The 22,960-nt window shown below is 35.6% G+C and carries 19 protein-coding genes and 1 pseudogene; 3 read left to right on the forward strand and 17 right to left on the reverse strand.

The features are described 5' to 3' along the window. Positions 1-1,411 precede the first annotated feature (1,411 nt). Positions 1,412-2,275: an RNA ligase family protein gene (locus A9G31_RS06130; RefSeq protein WP_176700363.1), complete on the forward strand. Its 864-nt coding sequence runs from the start codon at positions 1,412-1,414 to the stop codon at positions 2,273-2,275. Continuing rightward, positions 2,272-3,414 carry an AAA family ATPase gene (locus A9G31_RS06135; RefSeq protein WP_065560905.1) on the forward strand — a complete coding sequence of 381 codons (1,143 nt, stop codon included), beginning with the start codon at positions 2,272-2,274 and terminating at the stop codon, positions 3,412-3,414. The genes A9G31_RS06130 and A9G31_RS06135 overlap by 4 nt, the downstream gene beginning before the upstream one ends. 139 nt (positions 3,415-3,553) lie before the next feature. On the opposite strand, the gene citG is transcribed toward A9G31_RS06135, so the two are convergent. The 15 genes and pseudogenes from citG to A9G31_RS06210 form a co-directional block, all read right to left on the reverse strand. Then, complete coding sequence (citG, locus tag A9G31_RS06140) at positions 3,554-4,447, reverse strand: triphosphoribosyl-dephospho-CoA synthase CitG (RefSeq protein ID WP_081299364.1); 894 nt, start codon at positions 4,445-4,447, stop codon at positions 3,554-3,556. Positions 4,448-4,545: 98 nt separating this feature from the next. Then, positions 4,546-7,584: a DNA translocase FtsK 4TM domain-containing protein gene (locus A9G31_RS12200; protein WP_081299365.1), complete on the reverse strand. Its 3,039-nt coding sequence runs from the start codon at positions 7,582-7,584 to the stop codon at positions 4,546-4,548. A gap of 120 nt (positions 7,585-7,704) precedes the next feature. Next, entirely contained in the window at positions 7,705-8,226 is a 522-nt protein-coding gene (locus A9G31_RS06150) for a gamma carbonic anhydrase family protein (RefSeq protein WP_065560906.1), read from the reverse strand. Between the two features lie 5 nt (positions 8,227-8,231). Then, a pseudogene (locus tag A9G31_RS12205) lies at positions 8,232-9,403 on the reverse strand (Bcr/CflA family multidrug efflux MFS transporter). Positions 9,404-9,610: 207 nt separating this feature from the next. Continuing rightward, a complete protein-coding gene (gene rsuA / locus A9G31_RS06160; RefSeq protein ID WP_065560907.1) occupies positions 9,611-10,300 on the reverse strand; it encodes a 16S rRNA pseudouridine(516) synthase RsuA in 690 nt (229 codons plus the stop codon). Positions 10,301-10,321: 21 nt separating this feature from the next. Beyond that, the gene (locus tag A9G31_RS06165; RefSeq protein ID WP_065560908.1) at positions 10,322-11,053 is read right to left on the reverse strand and encodes a class I SAM-dependent methyltransferase; all 732 of its coding nucleotides are present in this window, start codon (positions 11,051-11,053) and stop codon (positions 10,322-10,324) included. Then, a complete protein-coding gene (prlC, locus tag A9G31_RS06170; RefSeq protein WP_065560909.1) occupies positions 11,040-13,067 on the reverse strand; it encodes an oligopeptidase A in 2,028 nt (675 codons plus the stop codon). Before prlC ends, A9G31_RS06165 begins: the two co-directional genes overlap by 14 nt. A 96-nt stretch (positions 13,068-13,163) precedes the next feature. Next, on the reverse strand, positions 13,164-13,421 hold the full coding sequence (locus A9G31_RS06175) for a BolA family protein (RefSeq protein ID WP_065560910.1): 258 nt from the start codon (positions 13,419-13,421) through the stop codon (positions 13,164-13,166). Between the two features lie 93 nt (positions 13,422-13,514). After that, positions 13,515-13,787, reverse strand: coding sequence for an STAS domain-containing protein (locus tag A9G31_RS06180; protein ID WP_065560911.1), 273 nt, complete (start codon positions 13,785-13,787; stop codon positions 13,515-13,517). 5 nt (positions 13,788-13,792) lie between these two features. Continuing rightward, the gene (mlaC, locus tag A9G31_RS06185; protein ID WP_065560912.1) at positions 13,793-14,437 is read right to left on the reverse strand and encodes a phospholipid-binding protein MlaC; all 645 of its coding nucleotides are present in this window, start codon (positions 14,435-14,437) and stop codon (positions 13,793-13,795) included. Positions 14,438-14,451: 14 nt separating this feature from the next. Then, positions 14,452-15,039: an outer membrane lipid asymmetry maintenance protein MlaD gene (gene mlaD, locus A9G31_RS06190; protein WP_065560913.1), complete on the reverse strand. Its 588-nt coding sequence runs from the start codon at positions 15,037-15,039 to the stop codon at positions 14,452-14,454. An 11-nt stretch (positions 15,040-15,050) separates the two neighbouring features. Next, complete coding sequence (mlaE, locus tag A9G31_RS06195; protein ID WP_141671397.1) at positions 15,051-15,830, reverse strand: lipid asymmetry maintenance ABC transporter permease subunit MlaE; 780 nt, start codon at positions 15,828-15,830, stop codon at positions 15,051-15,053. Then, positions 15,830-16,645, reverse strand: coding sequence for a phospholipid ABC transporter ATP-binding protein MlaF (gene mlaF / locus A9G31_RS06200; RefSeq protein ID WP_218056394.1), 816 nt, complete (start codon positions 16,643-16,645; stop codon positions 15,830-15,832). Before mlaF ends, mlaE begins: the two co-directional genes overlap by 1 nt. A 287-nt stretch (positions 16,646-16,932) precedes the next feature. Further along, entirely contained in the window at positions 16,933-17,532 is a 600-nt protein-coding gene (locus A9G31_RS06205) for a methionine ABC transporter permease (RefSeq protein ID WP_411630747.1), read from the reverse strand. Positions 17,533-17,617: 85 nt separating this feature from the next. Next, positions 17,618-18,676 carry a methionine ABC transporter ATP-binding protein gene (locus A9G31_RS06210; protein ID WP_065560915.1) on the reverse strand — a complete coding sequence of 353 codons (1,059 nt, stop codon included), beginning with the start codon at positions 18,674-18,676 and terminating at the stop codon, positions 17,618-17,620. Between the two features lie 269 nt (positions 18,677-18,945). On the opposite strand from A9G31_RS06210, the gene A9G31_RS06215 reads away from it, so the two are divergent. After that, positions 18,946-19,794: a MetQ/NlpA family ABC transporter substrate-binding protein gene (locus A9G31_RS06215; RefSeq protein ID WP_141671398.1), complete on the forward strand. Its 849-nt coding sequence runs from the start codon at positions 18,946-18,948 to the stop codon at positions 19,792-19,794. A 49-nt stretch (positions 19,795-19,843) separates the two neighbouring features. Here A9G31_RS06215 and A9G31_RS06220 read toward each other — a convergent pair whose 3' ends face one another. After that, positions 19,844-20,173 carry a rhodanese-like domain-containing protein gene (locus A9G31_RS06220; RefSeq protein ID WP_065560916.1) on the reverse strand — a complete coding sequence of 110 codons (330 nt, stop codon included), beginning with the start codon at positions 20,171-20,173 and terminating at the stop codon, positions 19,844-19,846. Positions 20,174-20,302: 129 nt separating this feature from the next. Next, the gene (pepN, locus tag A9G31_RS06225; protein WP_065560917.1) at positions 20,303-22,936 is read right to left on the reverse strand and encodes an aminopeptidase N; all 2,634 of its coding nucleotides are present in this window, start codon (positions 22,934-22,936) and stop codon (positions 20,303-20,305) included. Positions 22,937-22,960: the final 24 nt, after the last annotated feature.

Consider the following 22,960-nt stretch of genomic DNA (forward strand, 5'->3'; position numbering starts at 1 on the left):
GCGCGGGGGTGGTTATGGTGCTTGAGAGGATAATATAACAAAGAACAAAGCCCCCGCGTAAGTTGGGGCGTTTTCCTTAGGGTTGCGCTGTGGCGCTTTAAAGCGGTGGTCTATTTTTAGTACGGCAAGGTTTCGGACGTTTTGACCTTTGGTGAACAAAATAGCTACAGTGACAACGTCCGATTTAGGGGATTTTTTGCGAAATCCCCTAAAAACCCCTCGCAAGGCTACAGAATGTGGCCTACGGCAATACTCGTATCATCCTGATACTCGCCTCTACGAGGCCATCTTCGCTATGCTCAGATGTTCAAATTTATTCCATGTCTAACGCCGTAACAAGACAGATAACATAACCTTAAGTGGCTTTTATAAGTCACTTTTTTATAAAAAACACTGCAAAAATCTCAAAAAATCACCTAGGTAGACTATTGATTTTATTGAATTTTTTATTTTGCCGTTTTCAAGCTAAATCAATCACTTACACAACCTAAGCAAAGCACCAACATAAAACAAACCAACAAAACCACGAACAGCGCCCTAATAACAACAAATTAACCGCTCTAAACCCTTTTTTTAGCGAAAATTTAAAATCAACATATTAAAAAACAGCTTAAAAAAAGGGTTTTCAAAGATGAAATTGTTGTTTATCTTTATACAGTAAGATTTATCAAATCTTGAGTTCTACCTTAACGCCGTGTAGGCGGTTTAGAAATCATTGTTACGACGAATAAACGCATTTATACGCCTTAACGCCGTATAGGCGGCAATAAAAATAGAATTAATCATATAATTACAAAAAAAACAATCGGCTGTACTGTCTGACTTACTCCGGCGTCAGAATGTGCCGACAACAGAGCGAGGTTAGCATGCCAAACAGGGATGGTTGGCGAGGCTATGCTTCGCTGGGAGCGAATCATAGCCGGTGCGTTAAGACCGAGCGCCGGCGTCGGGGCAGCCGAAGGCCACATTCTGCAGCCAAAGCGAGGGTTGTTAGGGAATTCGCTTTAATTCCCTGACTCGGACGTGGGCACGATAGCTATTTTGTTCACAAAAAGCCCAAACGTCCGAAACCACCGCACTCAATTTATTCTATTCACAAAAACAAAAAAAGTCCTTATTTTTCGCTAAAAAATCGGTCAGGAAAAGTATTATTTTAACAATACTGACTATTTCTTATCATTAAACTTGACAATAAATCAGCAACTGTTGATAATAGCGCCGTTTTTTTAACCTGAATTTTTTATTATAGCGAGGTGGCAAAATGCCTGTAGTTAACACTTTATCTTAATGCCGACTTGGTATCTTCTATCATATTGTCTTTTGCTTAGTATTATCTAAGCCCCTTCGTTGCAATTCAATCTATAGATTTTTGCCTTGTCGGTTTTCCCTTATTTTTTTTGGAGAAAACATTATGACAATGGAATCTTATATTCAAAATTTAGAATTAATTAAATATCCACGAACACCGCACCTAGAAAGCTCACGCTTACAGTTTGGTGATAGTGAACATGGACAACGTCCTTATAAGCAATTAGCTGGTCAATATATTGTTATTGAAGAAAAACTTGACGGTGCAAACTGTGCTATCAGTTTTTCAGCTAGTGGTGAGCTGTTGCTTCAATCTCGAGGACATTACTTAATAGGTGGTTCACGAGAACGCCAATTCAACCTTTTAAAGCATTGGGCTTGCGTGCATGAATATTGGTTACTTGAGCGTTTAGAAGATCGCTATATCCTTTATGGTGAATGGTTACACAAAAAACATGCTATTTTTTATGATGCTTTACCGCACTATTTTTGTGAGTTTGATATTTGGGATAGACAACAAAACTGTTTTTTATCTACCCTAAAGCGACATCAATTATTAGCTGGTGGTCCTGTTTTATCGGTACCTGTGTTATTTGCAGGAATTGCACCTTCTAAATTGAGCGATTTATTGGCGTTAGTCAAACCATCTTTGGCTAAAACTGCTAATTGGCGTACTTGCTTTGAACAAATCGTGATGCGTGAAAAGCTTGACTTAAGCAAAGCTTGGCAACAATGCGATAACTCTGACTTGATGGAAGGGTTATATCTTAAAATCGAATCGGAAGAACAAACCATTGATCGCTTAAAATGGGTTAGGCAGGATTTTGTTCAGGCCATTTTAGATGCAGGGCAACACCATAGTGAACAGCCTTTTATTCCAAACCAGTTGGCTCAAGGTGTTGAGTTATATACACCTCAATTAACAGTAAATTGGAATAATGGATGCCTAAAAGGGGGTAAATTATGAATTACCAAGTACTAAAACAACAAATAGCAAGCACGTTGGCAACAGATGATTTTAGCCCATGGTTAACCTGTATTCCTGAATTGAATAGTTTGATAATAACGCCACAAGATCCCTCGCATCATGGAGAGGGAAACGTTTGGGTTCATACGCAAATGGTTGTGCGTGCATTATTAACGCAAGAAGAGTTTACCAACGCAACAGAAGATGAGCAGTTTGTATTATTTATGACTGCTTTATTACATGATATCGCTAAGCCAGAAACCACCGTTATAGATGAGTTGACAGGTAAAATTACACAACCACGGCATTCCAAAAAAGGCGAGATCCGTAGTCGTATATTACTATGGCGAATGGGGGTGCCATTTGATTTGCGGGAACAAATCTGCCGAATCATTAGTGTACATCAAGTGCCTTTTTTTGCTTTAAGTGATGAGGGAAGAAATAAATCACCCGAATATTTAATTCACTGCTTATCGTGGCAATTGCCTATTTGGATGTTGTGTTTGCAAGCTAAAGCAGATATGGAAGGTCGTATTTGTGCTGATAAACGCCGAGCGCTTGATGAAGTTGAACTCTTTAGGCAATTGGCACTTGAAGAAGGGTGTTTATATCGCCCTCGTCAATTTGTTGATGATTATACTCGTATCCAATATTTTCGAGGTAGTAATGTATTACCCGATTATGCATTATATCCTCAAGAAGGATCTAAGGTGATTATGCTAGCTGGTTTACCTGCATCGGGTAAAAATAGTTGGGTGAGTAAACATTATCCAACATGGGATGTTGCTTCTTATGATGATGCTAGATCTGAGCTAAAACTAAAGCACGGTGAAAACGAAGGGCTGGTTATTCAGTTTGTGTTAGCGAAGGTTAAACAGTGGTTAAGAACAAAACAACCTTTTATTTGGAATGCGACCCACTTATCGCAAGAGATGCGTCAAAAAGCACTCGATTTACTTTATGCTTATCATGCGAATGTGGAAATTGTCTATCTTGAACAACCAGAAAAAGAGTTGTATCGCCGTAATTCAGCACGAGATACTACGTTGCCAAATAAAGCAATTCAGCGGTTATTAAATAAATGGGAAGTTCCATTACCGACTGAAGCACATAAGGTGAGTTATTTTATTAATCAATAATTATTACTCATCTTTGGTTATATTAATTGGGGCCGATATTAAAGCCCCAAAATTAATTGGAGAATAGTGTTAAATATTAAATTCTGTTATTTTTAATTACTTTTTATATCAATAAATCTTATCTTTTTATTGTCTTGTTTTATCCATTATATTGAGACAAAAACCAAGTAATCGCAATTAAATCCGCTGAGCCGCCAGGGCTTAAATTACGTTTTATTAATTCACTATCAAGATGATATAAATTTTCTCGTACTTTGGGATTGATTACGCCACCTTGTTTGATGAGTTTTTTCGCTTGTTCTTGGACAAAGGTCAAGCCATCAAGTCCACCTCGTGAAACTACATTAGTGTCTTGATTAAAAGCAAGTAAATGTAACATCGCTTGTAATAAGCAAGTTTCTTCATCATAGCCGTTCTTTTGCATTTGTTGAAAGATAGGCAGTGAGATATTTCTAACTGTTGCATAACCTGATTCTGCTTCTCCTCTTGCTCCTGTAAGGTTATGGAGTTTAAATAGCTTTTCACCAACAGAATTTGTTAGATTATTTTGTTTTAGCTCGCTTTGAACAATGCCTTGGCAAATGGATGAAACTCCGTTACAAATGCTTTGTATATTGATTGGTAAGTTTAATTGCTCTAACTTGCCAATAGCGCCGAGCAGCAAACCAAAGGCAAATATCCCGCCTTTATGAGTATTAACTTGATTGGTGGCTTTAAACATCGCTTGTTCGCAATTAATACCAATTGGTCTAATGCCAGCTAAAAAAAGTTGATTTTTATGCAAAGCTGATGTTTTACCATATTGGTAAAAACGTTCAAACCAGACACAAATAGCACTAATACTTTGAATAAAGGTTTGGAAATCCATATCACGATGTGCTCCACTATTATTCATATCAACTAATCCGGGTTTTGGTGATAAGCAAATTTCTTTGATTAATGCTTTAGTTGCTAATTGCGCAGGTAAACATCGGTTAGGGTCATTATTGAGTTGTAATTCTAATAATGCTACTTGCTGAGAATAATCACTCATTACTATTGGTTACCTATAGGGATTCGATTTAATTAATTTGCATGATGCTATGATGAAACACCAAGCCACTCTTTTAAATGGATTGGTGTGTGATAAAACTAATAATCGTTATGTGTTGATACAGCTAGTACTTCCCGATTTCCATTATGGCTTGGGGCGCTAATAATGCCTTCTACTTCCATTTGTTCGACAATTCGGGCTGCTCGGTTGTAGCCAATTCTAAATTTTCGTTGTACGCTAGAGATAGAAGCTCTTCGTGTTTCTATGACAAAAGTAACAACTTGGTCAAATAATGGATCAAGTTCTTCATCTGACGAGTTGGAATTGCCATTTTCGCTATCATCGGTCGCAACTGTGACATTTTCAACGTATTTTGGTGTGCCACGTGCTTTCCAATCTTGCACAACAGCATGCACTTCTTCATCACGCACAAATGCACCGTGAACACGAATTGGAATGGAGCTATTAGGGGCTAAATAAAGCATATCTCCCATACCAAGTAATGATTCTGCTCCCATTTGATCTAAAATAGTGCGAGAATCAATTTTGCTTGATACTGTAAAAGCGATACGAGTTGGTATATTCGCTTTGATTAATCCCGTAATGACATCCACCGATGGACGTTGTGTGGCTAAAACTAGATGAATACCTGCTGCTCGCGCTTTTTGAGCAAGCCGTGCAATTAGTTCTTCGACTTTTTTACCGACAGCCATAATCAAATCAGCAAATTCATCGACCATAACCACAATATATGGTAATTTTTCGAGTGTCGGCATATTAAGATCCATACTATCAGTTGGTTTCCAAAGTGGATCGGGAATTGGTCTGCCCATTTGTTCTGCTAGTTTTATTTTTTCGTTATAACCAGCAATATTACGCACACCTAATGCTGACATTAGACGATAGCGTCGTTCCATTTCGTTAACACACCAATTTAATGCATTAGCGGCATCTTTCATATCAGTAACCACTTGTGTTAATAAATGTGGTATTCCTTCATAAATAGATAACTCTAGCATTTTGGGGTCAATCATAATAAACCTGACATCTTCAGGTTGCGATTTATATAAAATGCTTAAAATCATCGCATTAACACCAACTGATTTACCCGAGCCAGTAGTACCAGCAACAAGTAAATGAGGCATTTTAGCAAGATCAGCAACCACTGATTGCCCAGCGATATCTTTTCCTAATACGACAGTTAACGGCGATTGAGCATCTTTAAATTGAGGGCTGTCTAAGACTTCTCTAAAATAGACTGTTTGACGATTTTTATTGGGCAATTCTATACCTACATAAGGTTTTCCCGGAATAACTTCAACTACACGAACCGATGGCATTGATAATGATCGTGCTAAGTCACGATCTAGCGTTGAAATTCGTGCCGCTTTGATACCCGGTGCAAGTTCAATTTCAAATCGAGTAATCACAGGTCCCAGTAAATAATCAACCACTTTAGCCTTAACTCGATAATCCGATAAACTTTTTTCAATCAGTTCCGACATTGCGTTTAAGGCACCATGATCGACTTCGATTCGAGCTGTTGGTGGCGCAGTTAATAAGTTCAGTGACGGTAGTGGCGTAGTCGGTTTAGGTAACGGTTTATCATTACGTCTTAATAACGGATGAATTAAGCTATCTTCGTCATTTTCATTAAAATGATTATGTTGAATATCTTCAACACGATCTTCTTCAGGATAGATATCGTCAATAATTGGATTTGCTTTTTTTAGCGCTTCAGTGTCAACATATTCTAGTTGCTCTACGTCTGCTTTCACTTCTTTTATTTCAGTTTCAGTTTCAGTTTCAGTTTCAGTTTCAGTTTCAGTCTCTGTATCTGTTATGTTTTCTATATCTTCTATAGATGCAGTGTCTTTTGTACTTGTAATAACCTGTGGTTCTTGAATAAATGGTTGTTTGGTTTCAGTTGTTTCTATAGCTGAAATGCCGATGGATGATTCAAACGGTGTTTGTTCATTAGTAAAATTAATTTTGGGTTCGTTGTGTAATGATGTAAACAGTGTTTTACTTGGTGAATCTGAAATTGTGTATTTTTCTGATTCATCAAATGGTAATTTTTCTTCTGATTTTTGTGTTTGTATTACCTGTTTTATTTGTTCTATTGATGAAGACAAGGTTTGCTCTTGATCTGGAGTAGCTTTGTTTCCATTCATGTTTTGAATAATTGATTCAAGGCGAGATAAAATCTCGTTAGGATCGAGCTCTTTATTTGGTGGATTATCACTTGTTAGAGGCGCTGTTGTTGACTGTGGTACTTGAGTATCTTTGTGGGGTGATTTGATTAATTCATCGGTTGTTTTTATTGAGATTGTTTTATCGTCAGTCGATATGATGGTATTTGCAGTCTGATTTTGAGTTGTTTCAACACTAGAGATAGTATTTGATGTTGGAATGATATTGGTATCATCATCTGATTTTTTATCTAGTTTTGTATCAAAAGGTATTGTAAATTGAGGATCTTTTATTTCCTCATTAGTCTGTGCTATTGGTTTTTCGTTTAGTGAATCTGGTTGTTTAAGTTTATTGGCTGTACGAGGCTTAATTAACCATCTAATCGGTAGTAGTAAAATCATGACAAAAGCACCTAATTTTTCAATTAGATTCAACCATGATAATCCAGTTAATAATGTGACACAGGCCAAGCAAGTTGCAAGAAGAATTAAGGATAAAGTAATACTATCTATAATTGGTAAAAGGCTTTCGATGACAATCGCACCTAAATAACCGCCCGCTTCAAATTGTTCAGAATCAGCAATATTTAAAGCAAAAAATCCTGTAGCACTAAATATAAATGCTAACACACCAATAATCCGAAATGAAAGACTAAAGTAGTTTATAGGATCATTAGCATGTTTATAAAAATAAACGATTGACTGTAAACAAATAAAAATAGCGATAAAAGGTAGGCTATAAGCAATAAAGCCTAAAAATTGAAAAAGAACGTCACAGATGTATGCACCAATATAACCGCCAAAATTACTAATAGGGTAGTGCCAAGCCGTACGAGACCAACCGGGATCGGATGGATCGTAACTGAACTGTGATAGAAATAAACAAACAGATAAACCTATTATTGTTAGTAGAATCAATTGAGTGATGATCTGTTTTTTTGTCATTTTGGGCTTTTTCAAACAAGTACCTAAAAACTATTGCTATTAAAATAGCTAGTATTTTATCATAAATTGTGCTTGCTCACAGAGCCAATACCGTCTAAAACGCAATTTATTGTTGGGTTATTATGCAACAGGAAGTAGGCTAGTTTTAAATCTTATACCATTTTGTACATATCGTTGTGCATTAGTGATATTTGCTGTAATGTCAGCTTTAGTTAATTTGCGGATAATTTTTGCGGGTGATCCCATAATTAAACAACCTTCTTTATAAGGTATGGTGTGTGTTACTAGCGAGTTGGCGCCAACAAGGCAATTTTTTGCAATTTTAGCATTGTTTAATATAGTACTACCCATACCAATTAATACATTATCTTCAATGGTGCAACTATGCAGGATAACATTATGCCCAATAGTGACATTCTCGCCAATAATGCAAGGGATATTTGTTTCAATATGGATGGTAGTGTTATCTTGCACATTGCTATTTTTACCAATATGTATGGGAGCAATATCACCGCGTAAAACAGCGTTGAACCAAATAGAAACACCTTCTTGTAAAACGACATCACCAATGATATCAGCAGATTTTGCGATAAAACAATTTTGATGAATTTGTGGATGTAAATCACCTAGTTGATAGATCATAATTATTACCTTTTATTATTTTTGACACTCAAAAATAAGCTCACAGAAATAAAATTACATAACACCATAGAGCCAACCATTAGCCACTCTGTTGTATTATTGACCGTTATGGATTGTGCAGTTGGAGTTGATACCAATAATGATAATAATATGCCTATTGCTCCAGCGATTGCAAAACGAATTGTACCGGCAAGAGATGAGGCTGTACCTGCAATATAGGGATAAAAGTCTAAAACGATTGCCATACTATTTCCACCAATGGTTGACATACAACCAATATATCCTGCAATACAAATAACAAGATAGGCAAATCCGAGATTAAATAATGTTACGATGGTAAGGCCTATTGCCATAACAAATTGGACCAAAAGACCGAACTGCGTCATTTTAATCGAACCAACATGTTTAACAAAACGGCTATTTAATGTATTCATAAACACCATAACTATTATATTGAATGCAAAGTAGTAGCCAAAATTAGTTGATGCAACACCGTACCGTGTAGATTCATATATACAAAAGGTCCTAAGCTTAAAAATGAAAATAATCCAGCTCCAGAAAATGCACCTAACATCATATAAGTTAATACTTGGCGATGCCTGAACAGTGTAATAAAATTACTTAAAATACGAATTAAACTGAATTTATCGCATTTTGTTTTTGTAAGTGTTTCAGGAATAAATGCGATCACTAGACCAAAGCAAGTCAAAGCAATTAGGCTAATAGTGTAGAAATTGGCTTGCCAATTAAACCAATATAAAATAAATCCACCAATAATTGGTGCGAGTAATGGTGCTACGTTGGATATCAGCATGACAAACGACATCATTTTAGAAAATTCGTCACGATCACGATAAATATCTTTCATTAACGCATTAATGACTATTGCTGTAGCCGCTGCCGCAATGCCATGGAAAAAGCGAGCTGTAATTAATTGATTAATATTGTTGGCAATACCACAGCTTAACGCCGCAACTATAAAAATAATTAGACCCAAAATGAGAACATTACGACGGCCATAACTATCTGTGAGTGGTCCAAATAAAAGTTGTCCAACAGAAAATCCTAATAAATAGCAACTAATTGTTAGCTGTACCGTGCCATCGGTTACATTAAAGTCGCGTGCAATAGTTGGCATACTAGGTAAATACATATCTATGGATAAAGGCATCAACATAGAAAGTAATCCAAGGATAAAAATAAGCGCTTGTTTGGAAACTTTAATATCACTTAAACAATCTTGAGTTGGCACGTCATACTTCCTTCAAATTTTTTAAAATGCACCTAAAAATATGTCATATAAATGAGATAAAATTATTTAAAAAATATTTATTTATCTATCTAAATGGAAAGTTGCTATTAAGATTAATGTAAATTATATGTGTCAATTAAACGAGTCGATTTCATCTTGTGTAAGTGGTCGATATTCACCTTCAGGTATATCAAGAATTATCTTACCTATTTGTTTGCGATGCAATTCAACAACATGGTTATTGACTGCTGCAAACATGCGTTTAACTTGATGATATCGTCCTTCACTAATAGTTAATTCAGCGTGAAAGTCATCAATAATATTTAATTCAGCTGGTTTGGTAAGTGATTTCTCATTTTTTAATTGGATACCATTTTTAAATATATCAATCAGTTCAATACATAATGGCTGTTCAACCGTGACGGCATAGACTTTTTCGCAATGATGTTTGGGTGATGTAATACGGTGTGACCACTTACCATCATCAGTAAGTAGAACAAGTCCTGTAGTATCAAGATCAAGTCTACCTGCTGCATGCAATTTTTCAGGCATCGGTTCATCAATAAAATAAAGTATAGTAGGGTGGTCAGGATCGTCAGTCGAGCAGACATAGCCTTGCGGTTTGTTGAGCATGAAATAGCGTTGAGCTGTAACTTGCTCAATTTGGTAACCATCATATTGAATAATCTGCTCTGGCGATAATTGATAAGCACCTGATTTTATAATTTCACCATCGACAGTCACTTTTTTAGCTTTGAGTTCTTTGGTTACAATAGTGCGGCTAGCGCCTAAGTGATGAGCGAGAAATTTATCTAATCGCATAATTTAAACAATATCCTTGTATTACTCTAGAGGTGTATATATATCAAAACGGTGATTTTTAGTTTTAATTTCGGCCGTTGGTTTTTGATTAGCTAAAAACGGTGCATAATCGGGTCTTTTCACTACAATCCGTCTTTTTGCTAATTTTCTTGCTGGTTCTAATAGGCTATCTGCATCATTATCACTGCCCACTAATTGTTGAAAAATGCGCATCTCTTTTTTGACAAGCGCACTTTTTTGTCGATGTGGGAACATTGGATCGAGATAAATAACATCAGGTTTTTCAGGGTAAGTACTCAATCCCTCAATGCTTGAATGATAAATTAAACGTAAATGTTGCTCAATCCAACTACCGATTTTGGGATCTTGGTAGGCACGCTGCAAGCCATCTTCTAGCAATGCAGCAACAATAGGATGCCTTTCAAACATAGTGACATGGCAACCGATTGATGCTAAAACAAATGCATCTCGACCAAGACCTGCTGTGGTATCAAGAACTGTAGGTAAATACTCGCCTTTGATACCTACTGCTTTAGCAATCGTTTCGCCACGTCCACCACCAAATTGGCGACGATGAGCCATTGTTCCAGAAACAAAGTTTACGCATATTGCCCCTAGTTTTGGTTCGTCAGTTTTTTGTAACTCAAGTTGATTGTTTTGGGTAACAAGAGCGAATGGAAGATCAGCATGTGTGGATAACCACTGCTCAGCTAATAATTTTAGCTGAGCAAAGTTAGAATTAGTGGATACCATAATGACGAAGTAATGCTTCAAGTTGAGGTTCACGCCCTCGGAAGTTTTTAAATAATGTCATAGGCTCATCGCTACCACCTTGTGACAAGATGTTATCAAGAAATGCATTGCCTGTTTTAGCGTTGAAAATACCTTCTTCTTCAAAACGTGAAAATGCATCAGCAGATAATACTTCTGCCCATAAATAGCTATAATAACCTGCAGCATAACCACCAGCAAAGATATGGCTAAATGCGTGTGGAAATCTTCCCCATTCAACGGCAGGAACAACGGCAACTTGCTTTCTTATTTCAGCCAATGTATTTAAAATATCAGGATCTTTTTGGGTATGTAATTTAAAGTCAAAAAGACCAAATTCCAATTGGCGTAAAATAAATAGTGCTGCTTGATAGTTTTTAGCATCTAGCATCTTTTCTAACATATCAGTTGGTAGCTGTTCACCAGTTTGATAATGCCCAGATATGAATGCAAGCGCTTCAGGCTGCCAGCACCAGTTTTCTAAAAATTGACTTGGTAATTCAACAGCATCCCATGGCACCCCATTAATACCAGAAACTGACGAAGTATCAATTTCGGTTAACATGTGGTGTAAACCATGACCAAATTCATGGAAAAGGGTTGTGACTTCGTCGTGTGTAAATAGTGCTGGTTTATCACCAACAGGGCGATTGAAGTTACAAGTTAAATAGGCAACGGGTTTTTGTACATGACCATCAGCAAAACGCATACGACCAATACAATCATCCATCCAAGCGCCGCCACGCTTATGTTCACGTGCATATAAATCAAGATAGAAACTACCTTTTAACTCACCATTTGCGGCAAATAGATCATAAAATTTAACTTCAGGATCCCAAACTTCAACGCCTTGTCGCTCTTTGGCTGTAATACCAAAAATGCGATGCACTACTTCAAATAAACCATTAATAACTCGTTGTTGAGGGAAATAAGGACGCAATTCTTCATCGTTGATAGCGTACAAATGCTGTTTTTGCTTTTCACTATAATAAGCTATATCCCATGGTTTGATGTCACTTGCGCCAAAAAACTCATAAGCATAACGTTTAAGATCTGCTAACTCTTTTTCACCTTGAGGTTTAGCTTTAGTTGCTAAATTAGTCAAAAATTCAATCACTTGGGTGGTTGAGCTTGCCATTTTTGTTGCTAATGATTTATTAGCATAATTATCGAAGCCTAGTAATAGTGCAAGCTCATTACGAAGCGTTAAGATTTGTTTGATAATTTTAGAGTTATCCCACTTACCTGCGTTTGGTCCTTGATCTGACGCACGAGTATTATAGGCTTGGTAAAGTTCAAATCGTAAATCACGATTATCACAGTAGGTCATGACGGGAAGATAACTTGGTATATCTAAGGTTAGTAACCAACCCTCTTTATCTTTTAATTTAGCCTGTTCTTTTGCGGCAGAAAGCGCACTTTCAGGCATGCCAGATAGTTCTTTGATATCGGTAATTAATTTTGACCATCCCATGGTGGCATCGAGCACATTGTTACTATATTTTGAGGATAATTCTGATAATTTTGCGACAATTTCACCGTAACGTTTCTGTTTGTCATCGGGTAAGCCAATTCCAGATAATTCAAAATCACGTAGTGCATTATCAATCACTTTTTTCTGTGCTTTGGTTAAAGTAGCATATTGTTCGCTTTCTTTGAGTTGCTTATAAGCTTGATATAAAGGTCTATGTTGCCCAACCCATGTACTGTACTCAGATAGTAATGGCAGACAAGCTTCATAAGCTTCACGTAATTCAGGGCTATTTTTAACTGAGTTAAGATGACTAACTGGAGACCAAGCTCGTCCAAATTTTTCGTCTGCTTCATCAATTGGTTGAATTAAGTTATCCCAAGTATATTGGCTATTTTGCTTTAATACTGCTTCAATGGTATTTCTGCAGTTTTTTAAAGTTTCTTGTATAGCAGGCAAAACATGTTCGGGTTTAATTTGTGAAAAAAGGGGTAATGGTGCATCTGTTAATAATGGATTAGTCATGTAGCGATACCTTTATACAAATGGTGTTGTCTATTGATACAACATAATATGGTGGCGAAAACAATTAATTCAAGGGATTATCATGCTAAGAAATGGTTATAACCCCATAAGTTTGCGTTCACGTTGCCATTCAGTGGGGGTATAAGTCTTTATAGAAAGCGCATGAATACGGTTATCATTAATAAATTCAGCCAAAGGGGCATAGATTGCTTGTTGTTTTTTCACTCGATTTAAATCGGCAAATAATTCTCCTACAGCAATAACTTGGAAATGGCTTCCATCATCGGTTAGGACATGTACATCATCAAGTTCAAGCGAATTTTTTAATTTGTTTATAATTTCTTGTTTATCCATTATTCATACTCATCATTAATGTAAATTATGGGGGAGATTTTTTGTTAAAAAGTTTCCGGTAACTATGTGTTTCAGTATAAAAATTAACATTTTTTAAATATTAATTACAGGTTGTAGATCATACAATGTAATTAATGTTTGTAGCTGAGGATTAATACCTTTGAGCTTTACATGATATTTATTGCAAAAATAAATTAAAGTTGCGAGCCCTGAAGAATCAACCCGAATAAGTTGCGCAACATCAATGCATTTTACACCATTTAAAATAGTATTTTGTGTTGACCACAAATCGTTTAAAGAGTGAACATCAAGTTCACCCTGTAAAGATAATATTTCTTGTTGTTTTTCTGTTTTTATTCGCGACATTATGGCTAGCCTTTTGGTTTAGCGTTTGGGTCAATATTGCGATTTGAAAGATCAATTAATTGTTTAGTTAATGCGTCAATACCATCTTGACGTAAAATTGTAGACCACTCATTTTGCTTGGTGGTGATCATGCTGACGCCTTCTGCAACTAAGTCATAAGCTTTCCATTCGCCAGTGACAGAGTTTTTACGCCATTGGAAATCAATTCGCAATGGTTGTTGGTTTTTATTAGGTTGGTTTAATAAAACACGAATAGAGATAAGCGTTTTGCCAGTTAAATCTTTTGGCGATTCAACCTGATAAGTTTGGCCATTATACATAGATAATGCTTGAGCAAAAGTTTGTACCAAATAGTTTTCAAAAGCAGCGAAATAAGCTTTACGTTGCGCATCTGTAGCACTTTTATAATAATTACCTAAAATTAATGCGCCAGCATACTTTACTTGTACATAAGGTAATAAATCTGTTCTTACGATCTCTTTTAGTTTGTTAGGGTTTGATTTTAATGTCGCAGATTGTGCATTCATGGTGCTAAAAATCTTATTAGCAGCAATTTCCATCTCTTTATAAGGATCATTTTCAGCAAACGCATTAGCACTAAATATTAAAGCTAATGCAAAAAAAATAGTGTGTTTAAATCTGGTTAACATAGTAACAAAACTCCTTAATTTTCATTTATATCTTGTGTATTTTGTTTCTTATTTTTATCATCGGTCGAACCTCCAGTACTATAAAGGAATTGACCAATTAAGTCTTCAATAACCATTGCTGGTTTAGTGTTGTATATTACAAAACCATCATGAAAATAAGCTGGTTCATGATTATTTGTTGGCAAGTTGTTGCTTGTACCTTCGCTATCCAATGAATCAAGTTCTAATTCAGTACTTTTATCAAGTCCAAAGTTAATATCAATAAATTGTTCACCTAATAAACCTGATGTTTTAATTGAAAGCGAACTTGAAACTGGAATTTGATTGTATTGTGCATCAATATCTATTGTTACATAGGGTTTATATACATCAAGATCTGATGATTTTAGAGTTATATTACTGACTCGACCAATCACAACGCCACCGATTTTGATTGGAGAGCGTGCTTTTAGTCCGCCAATATTATCAAATACAGCATAAACTCGATATGAATTATGACTAGCAAATGATGTTGGATCAGTTACACGAAAACATAAAAAAAGTACCGAGCAAATGACCAGTACCATAAATAATCCAACTGTGATTTCAACTTTACGACTCATGTTTAATGACCTCAATGACTAAACATTAATGCGGTTAAAATAAAATCTAACCCCAAAATTACTAATGATGAATAAACAACAGTGCTTGTTGTTGCTCGACTAATTCCTTCTGATGTTGGTACACAATCATAACCATTGAAAAGAGCAATCCAAGTGCTAGCAATGGCAAATGCAAAGCTTTTTACAAAACAGTTACCTAGATCATGCCACCAATCAACATTACTTTGAATAGATGACCAAAAAAAGCCCGCATCAATACCTTTCCAATCAACACCTACAATAACACCACCTAAAATACCAACGGTAACAAAAATTGCAGTTAAAAATGGCATACTGAAAAAACCAGCCCAAAAACGAGGTGCAATAATACGTCGTAATGGATCAATTGCCATCATTTCCATACTTGATAGTTGCTCAGTTGCTTTCATTAAGCCGATTTCAGCCGTTAATGCAGAGCCAGCACGACCTGCAAACAGCAAACCAGCAACAACAGGACCTAACTCACGAAGTAGAGCAAGGGCTACCATCATTCCAAGGCTGGCTTCAGCACCAAAAGTGGTCAGAATAAAATAACCTTGTAAGGCCAAAACCATGCCAATAAAAAGACCAGAAACAATAATAATAGTGAGTGATTGTACACCAACAAAATAAAATTGCTTAATGAGTAATGGGAATTGTTTATTAAATTGTGGCTTACCAATTAATGCCCTAAAGAGCATCACACCAGAACGACCAATCATCGCAATGATATCAATAAACCATTGTCCTAATTTTGCCAGTAAATTTAACATTATTTTGTACCTCTGCTTAGGTCTAATTTGTAATCTTCAGCAGGATAATGAAAAGGTACTGGACCATCAGCCAACCCGTCAAGGAATTGTTTTACTCGTAAATCATCATTATCACGTAATTGTTGTGATGTACCACCTGCAATAATATGTTGTTCGGCTACAATGTAAGCATAATCTGCAATACTGAGCACTTCGGTCACGTCATGGCTAACAACGATACAGGTTAATCCTAATGATTGGTTTATTTCAGATATCAGTTTAACAATAACACCCATGGATATAGGATCTTGCCCAGCAAAAGGTTCATCAAACATAATTAAATCGGGATCAAGCGCAATGGCTCTAGCTAATGCTGCTCGCCTTGCCATACCACCAGATAGTTCCGATGGCATCATTTGAGCTGCACCACGTAAACCAACAGCTTGTAATTTCATTAAGACTAAATTATGCAATATAGGTTCAGGTAATTTGAAGTGCTCACGTAGTGGGTAAGCAACATTATCAAACACAGTTAGATCGGTAAATAAAGCTCCCGATTGAAATAACATGCTAATGCGTTTGCGTACTTCATAAAGTCGGGAGCGAGACATGCTTGGAATGTCTTCACCATCGAATAAAATTTTTCCTGACTGGGGTTTTAATTGACCACCAATGAGCCTTAGTAGTGTGGTTTTACCAATTCCTGAAGGTCCCATGATTGCTGTCACTTTTCCTTTCGGGACATTCAAACTCATATTTTTATAAATAGGCCTTGTTCCACGATAAAAAGACATATCGTGAATTTCAACCAAATTTTGTTGTAATGCGTTTGTCACATTGATTTCCTAGATTTCTAGAATGGTAAAATTTTGCTTATTTTACTTGATATTTGTAAATAAAGAAATCAATTAAACGTTTTGCCTATTTGTGTATAACTGCTCAATAAATAGTTTTTATACTCGATGGCTGATTTTTATAGGCAAACAGAGGTTTTACGTAAAATATCTTATTAGAGAGATAAAAGATAATTAAGGCTATTTTTCTAAATAATAAATGGGGAAAGTTATATTTTAGCTCCCCCCATTTTTTACTGATCATGCATAACTAAAAGTGATTATGTGTTTTATTCATGCCGTGCTTTACGAGCTAAATAATTACCAGTGCTTTGAATAAATTGTATAGCAATAACTAATATCACCACGCAGATATAAGTAACAGTATTATCAAAACGTTGATACCCGTATGACACAGCTAAATCGCCAATACCGCCAGCACCAATAGCACCAGCCATCGCTGTAGCACCAATTAAACCTATAGTAGCAGTTGTAAGCGTTAAAATTAAAGAGCTAAATGCCTCTGGTAACATAAAATACCAAATAATTTGTATTGGCGTCGCTCCCATTGATTGAGCCGCTTCAATAATACCACTATTCACGTCAAGTAATGAATTTTCAACTAATCTAGCAATGTAAGGAGCAACATAAAATGTTAACGGAACAATCGCTGCTATAGTGCCAATAGAGCTATTTACAATGACCTTTGTTAAAGGTTGGATAGCAACTAATAAAATAATAAAAGGCAATGAGCGAACTATATTAATAATCGGATTGATAATACGAAACACTCGACTATTTTCTAATAGTCCATAAGGTCTTGTTGTAACTAAGCAAATACCAAGTGGAATTCCGATTAATGAACCTAAAATTAAGGAGAAAACTACCATAATTAGGGTGTCATAGAATGCTTGAACAAATTGTTCAGTGGTTACTGATGTTGCAAAGCAAGAGGCCAAATAGTCAATTATAGTATTAAATATTTCCATTTTTACTCATCTCCCAATGTTTAATTTCAGTGACTTGTACACCGCGCTCACGTAAGTAATGTACTGATTCTTTGATATTACTATCGTTACCTTTTAGTTGAACAAACATACTACCTAAAACCGTTTTTTCGATTTCTGACATATGGGCAAACAAAATATTGACGATAACTTTTTGTTGCAGTATAAGTGAATTTATCACGGGTTCTGACGCAGATCGTCCTAAGAATTCGAGCTTAAATAATTTAATATTTTCTTTTTTACCTTCTATTTCTAACAAATTTTCGACAACACCATTTGGAATTTGATTGTTGATCACTGAGCTAACAAAATTTTGAGTAGTTTGGTGTTTTGGTTGTCCAAATACGTCAAGTACGTTACCTTGTTCTATAATCTTGCCTTTTTCCATTACTGCAACTTTATGGCAAATTTGTTCAATTACATGCATTTCGTGAGTGATTAACACGACTGTTATTTTATATTTTTCATTGATTTTTTTGATTAAATCTAAAATAGCTTGAGTGGTTTGTGGATCAAGTGCTGAAGTTGCTTCATCACATAGTAAAATATCAGGATCGTTGGCTAAAGCTCGGGCGATACCAATGCGCTGTTTTTGCCCACCAGAAAGCTCTTTGGGATAGCTGTTGGCTTTATCACTTAATCCAACAAATTCCAAAAGTTCATAGACTTTTTGTTTAATCGAATGTTTATCTTTTTTGATTAAAATTAAAGGAATAGCAATATTTTCAAATACGGTTTTTGATTCAAGCAAATTAAAATGCTGAAAAATCATACCAATTTTTTGACGGGTTTGACGTAATTCGTTACTAGATAATTGATTTAATAGTTTATTTTGAATAATGACATTGCCTTGTGTTGGTTTTTCAAGAAAGTTAATTAAGCGCACTAAGGTACTTTTACCTGCGCCGCTGTAACCAATAATGCCGTAAATATCACCTTTACTGATGGTTAAATTAATATCGTTTAAAGCTTGTGTTGTGACGCCATTTCTTTCATATTGTTTTGAGACATGTTCAAATTTAATCATTGTTCATCACCTATTTATTTTGTTCTAGTTGAATAAGTGCTTGCTTAGGCAATTTGGCTGAATCATTTATTGCAGGTGTTTATATGGCATATTCAACGATTGACAATAATTGATATATCTAACGGTATCACAGGTTAAATTGTTGCTCTAATAATCGTTTTTTATATCTTATTCCATATAGTTATAAGATAGAATTACTTGGAATAAATGAATGCTTTTTTCTGTGTTAGAGTGTATTTAATGCTTATAGCTTATAGAGGATAGCTGAAATGAAAAATGCGTTTATCAAACAAAAAATATTTAAATACATATCAGTCGTTTTAGTTGCTAGTTCAGTGTTTTTGACTATTGGTTGTGATAATTCGTCTAAACCAGTCGATAATCAGACAAAAAAAGAAATTAGCATGGGCGTATCACCAGGTCCATATAACGATCTTTTTAATGATGCTGTTAAACCCATACTTGAATCAGAGGGTTATAAGGTTAAATTAGTGAATTTTCCGCATTTACTTGAATCAGATGTAGCTTTAAGTGAAGGTAGTATTGATTTAACCGTTGCACAGCACACAGCTTATATGAATGTGTTTAATGCCCAGCGTAAAGCAAATTTAAAATCGGTTGTGCATGTACCATCGGTACCTGCGGCAATATTTTCAAATAAGTTCACCTCATTAACGCAAGTTTTTTCAGGAGCAAAAGTTGCTATTCCACAAGATGCTTCTAATGCAGCTCGTTCATATAATCTACTAGAAAAAGCTGGTTGGATAAAATTAAAAAATAATACAAATCCTATTATTGTTAGTAAAAATGATATTGCTCAAAATATTGCAGGTATTGAAATTATTGAAATGGATTCGGCCAATATTCCTAGAGTGCTTAATGAATTAGATTTTGCGGTAATTCCAGGTAGCATTGTTTATTCTGCTAATATTGACTCGAACAAAGCATTACTTTCTGAAACCATCATTCCTGATTTGGAAATTATGGTTGTAGTGAATGAAGGAAACGAAAATAGTCGATGGGCTCAAGATGTGAAGCGTATTTATCAATCTCAACAATTTAAAGATTATATGAAAACGCATAACCAAAATGGTTATTGGGTGATGCCTCAAGAATAAGCATAGCAAGGTAAAGTAATGAAGAAAAGCCCGTTTGATAACGGGCATTTTAGTATCGTGCCATCTGTTTATCAATTGTTAGCGCCCAAGCATCAATCCCTCCTGTAAGATTATAGAGAAAGTTAGGATCAAATCCGTTTTCTGCTAAATAATGAGCAACAGTTAGGCTACGTCTGCCGTGATGACAATAAATAACAATATCGATTTCATCTGGGATTTTATCTAGATATAAAGGGATCATATTCATTGGAATATGAGTTGCGTTGCCAATACTGCAAATGGCTATTTCATTGGGTTCTCGTACATCGAGTAGAAATAGATTATCTTGCTGATTTAATTTTTGTGCAAGTTCTGTGGGAGTGATTTCTTTTATTGTCATTATTTAAAACTTATTAAAGTGCTTGTAAAAAAGTTTCAGGAAACTCTACGTTTTAGTATAAAATTTCAACTTCAATTTTAAATTTATTAATAGCATCCTACAACGATATTGCAGAATGCTATTTCCTACTTAGGCTTCTAGTGCCTTGTTAATTTTCTCAAATAAATCTTTAGATAAATTTTCAATTTTTAGCAATGCCTCAAGTGCTTTTTGCATCTGCTTTTGACGCTTTTTGTCATAACGTTTTAATCGAATTAGAGGATCGATAAGCCTTGCTGCAACTTGCGGATTTTTTTGGTTTAACTCAGTGAGAATTTCAACTAAAAATTGATAACCACTGCCATCTTCAGCGTGAAATGCCACAGGGTTATTATTTACAAATGCTCCAATTAATGCACGAATCCGATTTGGGTTACTGAGTGTAAATGAGCGGTGAGTTAATAATTTTTTCACGGTAGCAAGAACATTCTTTTCTGGGCTTGTTGCGTTTAGTGCTAACCATTTGTCCATAACAAGTCCATCTTGATGCCATTTGTCATCAAAGTTAGCCAATAACTCAGTTCGACAATCAAGTTCAGCTTTTACAGCAACACTCAAGGCGGCTAAACAATCAGTCATATTATTTGCTTGATAATATTGTTGGTTAACCAATGTATTGGCGTGCGAATTATCATCGGCATGAGCTAATAAAGTTAAACAACAGTTTTTAAGTGACCGCTTAGCAATGTCATTATGTTTAATTTGATATTGTGATGTTTTATTGTGGTGATAAACGGCTAATAATTCATCATAAAATTCGTTTGCAAAATTAGTTAACAAAAATAGACGCACTTGATGAATTGCGATTGGATCAACCACAGTAAATAAATTCGCCAACTCGTTTTCAGATGGCAAGGTTAATATTTGTGCAATAAGGAAAGGGTCAGTTTTTTCTGATAACAATACGGCTCTAAATGCATCTAATACTGAATCAGGCAACATTAAATTTTGATTTTCTTGATAATTTTCCACATTCAAGCGAACATATTTTGCTAATAACATTTGAGCTGCATCGTAACGGCTAAATGCGTTAGTAGCGTGTTGCATTAAGAAAATAAGATCATTATCTTGATAATCATAAGTTAACTTAACAGGTGCTGAAAAATCACGTAATACTGAAATAATCGGTTTTTGAGTTACGTTATCAAAGATAAATTGTTGTTTGTTTTGTATTAAATTTAAAACATGGTGAACAGATTTTCCTTGGTATTGTAGTGGAATTATTTCACCATTATGTTGATATAACTCGATATCAAGTGGGATATGCAAAGCTTGTTTTTGTGCTTGATCTTGAGTAGCTGGCGTATATTGTTCTACTGTTAAAGTATATTGTCGATTTTTCTCGTCATAATTATCGGTAATGGTTAGTTCAGGTGTTCCTGATTGGCTATACCATAATTTAAATTGAGTTAAATCAATACCTGAGGCATCTTGCATGGCTGCAACAAAATCATCACAAGTTGCGGCACTACCATCATGGCGTTTAAAATAAAGTTTCATCCCTGATTGGAATTTATCTTCTCCTAATAAAGTATGCATCATTCGAATAACTTCAGCGCCTTTTTCGTACACGGTGACTGTGTAAAAGTTATTCATTTCTATTACTTGTTCAGGGCGAATCGGGTGAGACATTGGGCTAGCATCTTCGGCAAATTGAACGGTGCGCAAAAGTTTGACATCCTCAATGCGTTTTACTGCACGAGATCCCATATCAGCGCTAAATTCCTGATCTCGAAATACAGTTAATCCTTCTTTTAAACTAAGTTGGAACCAGTCGCGACAGGTTACCCGATTACCAGTCCAGTTGTGAAAATATTCATGACCAATTACACCTTCAATACCTAGATAGTCATCATCTGTTGCTGTTTGTGGTTTGGCAAGCACATATTTTGAATTAAAGATATTTAATCCTTTGTTTTCCATTGCTCCCATATTGAAAAAATCAACCGCTACAATCATAAAGATATCTAAGTCGTATTCAAGCCCAAAGCGTGTTTCGTCCCAACGCATGGCATTTTTTAAGCTTGTCATAGCCCACTGCGAACGATCTAAATTACCTTTATCAACGTAAATTTCTAAATCAACTTTCCGCTTTGATTGCGTGATAAACTGATCTTTTAAAATATCAAAATCACCAGCAACTAATGCAAATAAGTAAGCCGGTTTCGGAAAAGGATCTTGCCATTGTACCCAATGACGTCCATCTGCAAGCTCGCCTTGCGCTATGCGATTACCGTTCGAAAGTAGATAAGGATAATGTTGTTTATTCGCGGTAATACGTGTTGAAAAGCGAGCAAGAACGTCAGGTCTGTCAAGATAATAGGTAATATGGCGGAATCCTTCTGCTTCACATTGAGTACAGAGCGCTTCGCCTGATACATATAATCCTTCAAGTGCTGTATTGTCAATTGGTTTGATTTCGTTAACAATCGTTAATGTAAATTCTGCTGGAACACGCTGAATGATTAAACCAGCTTTTGTGAGCTGATAATCATGCCATGGTTGTTCGTCAATATTAACAGAAATCAATTTAAGATCTTCACCATCTAAAATTAAATTGTCCGCTTCATTATTTTTCTTAACAACACGGCTACGAGCTGTGACGGTTGTTATTTCGGGAGCTAAATCAAAATCAAGATCAATGTCGGTAATGGTAAAATCGGGTGATTTATAATCAAGACGATTTTTGGCAATAGGCTGCGATTCAGGTGTTTTTATATTCATGTTGTTATGACCTTTTGGTTTGAA

The organism is Gilliamella sp. Gris1-4, assembly GCF_001690335.1.
GTDB lineage: Bacteria > Pseudomonadota > Gammaproteobacteria > Enterobacterales > Orbaceae > Gilliamella > Gilliamella apicola_P.

What these genes read in the sequence shown, in the direction of transcription:
- A9G31_RS06130 (WP_176700363.1), top strand. Translation starts at nt 1,412, where the DNA reads ATGACAATGGAATCTTATATTCAAAATTTAGAATTAATTAAATATCCA.
- A9G31_RS06135 (WP_065560905.1), top strand. Translation starts at nt 2,272, where the DNA reads ATGAATTACCAAGTACTAAAACAACAAATAGCAAGCACGTTGGCAACA.
- citG (WP_081299364.1), bottom strand. Translation starts at nt 4,447, where the DNA reads ATGAGTGATTATTCTCAGCAAGTAGCATTATTAGAATTACAACTCAAT.
- A9G31_RS12200 (WP_081299365.1), bottom strand. Translation starts at nt 7,584, where the DNA reads ATGACAAAAAAACAGATCATCACTCAATTGATTCTACTAACAATAATA.
- A9G31_RS06150 (WP_065560906.1), bottom strand. Translation starts at nt 8,226, where the DNA reads ATGATCTATCAACTAGGTGATTTACATCCACAAATTCATCAAAATTGT.
- rsuA (WP_065560907.1), bottom strand. Translation starts at nt 10,300, where the DNA reads ATGCGATTAGATAAATTTCTCGCTCATCACTTAGGCGCTAGCCGCACT.
- A9G31_RS06165 (WP_065560908.1), bottom strand. Translation starts at nt 11,053, where the DNA reads ATGGTATCCACTAATTCTAACTTTGCTCAGCTAAAATTATTAGCTGAG.
- prlC (WP_065560909.1), bottom strand. Translation starts at nt 13,067, where the DNA reads ATGACTAATCCATTATTAACAGATGCACCATTACCCCTTTTTTCACAA.
- A9G31_RS06175 (WP_065560910.1), bottom strand. Translation starts at nt 13,421, where the DNA reads ATGGATAAACAAGAAATTATAAACAAATTAAAAAATTCGCTTGAACTT.
- A9G31_RS06180 (WP_065560911.1), bottom strand. Translation starts at nt 13,787, where the DNA reads ATGTCGCGAATAAAAACAGAAAAACAACAAGAAATATTATCTTTACAG.
- mlaC (WP_065560912.1), bottom strand. Translation starts at nt 14,437, where the DNA reads ATGTTAACCAGATTTAAACACACTATTTTTTTTGCATTAGCTTTAATA.
- mlaD (WP_065560913.1), bottom strand. Translation starts at nt 15,039, where the DNA reads ATGAGTCGTAAAGTTGAAATCACAGTTGGATTATTTATGGTACTGGTC.
- mlaE (WP_141671397.1), bottom strand. Translation starts at nt 15,830, where the DNA reads ATGTTAAATTTACTGGCAAAATTAGGACAATGGTTTATTGATATCATT.
- A9G31_RS06205 (WP_411630747.1), bottom strand. Translation starts at nt 17,532, where the DNA reads ATGGTAGTTTTCTCCTTAATTTTAGGTTCATTAATCGGAATTCCACTT.
- A9G31_RS06210 (WP_065560915.1), bottom strand. Translation starts at nt 18,676, where the DNA reads ATGATTAAATTTGAACATGTCTCAAAACAATATGAAAGAAATGGCGTC.
- A9G31_RS06215 (WP_141671398.1), top strand. Translation starts at nt 18,946, where the DNA reads ATGAAAAATGCGTTTATCAAACAAAAAATATTTAAATACATATCAGTC.
- A9G31_RS06220 (WP_065560916.1), bottom strand. Translation starts at nt 20,173, where the DNA reads ATGACAATAAAAGAAATCACTCCCACAGAACTTGCACAAAAATTAAAT.
- pepN (WP_065560917.1), bottom strand. Translation starts at nt 22,936, where the DNA reads ATGAATATAAAAACACCTGAATCGCAGCCTATTGCCAAAAATCGTCTT.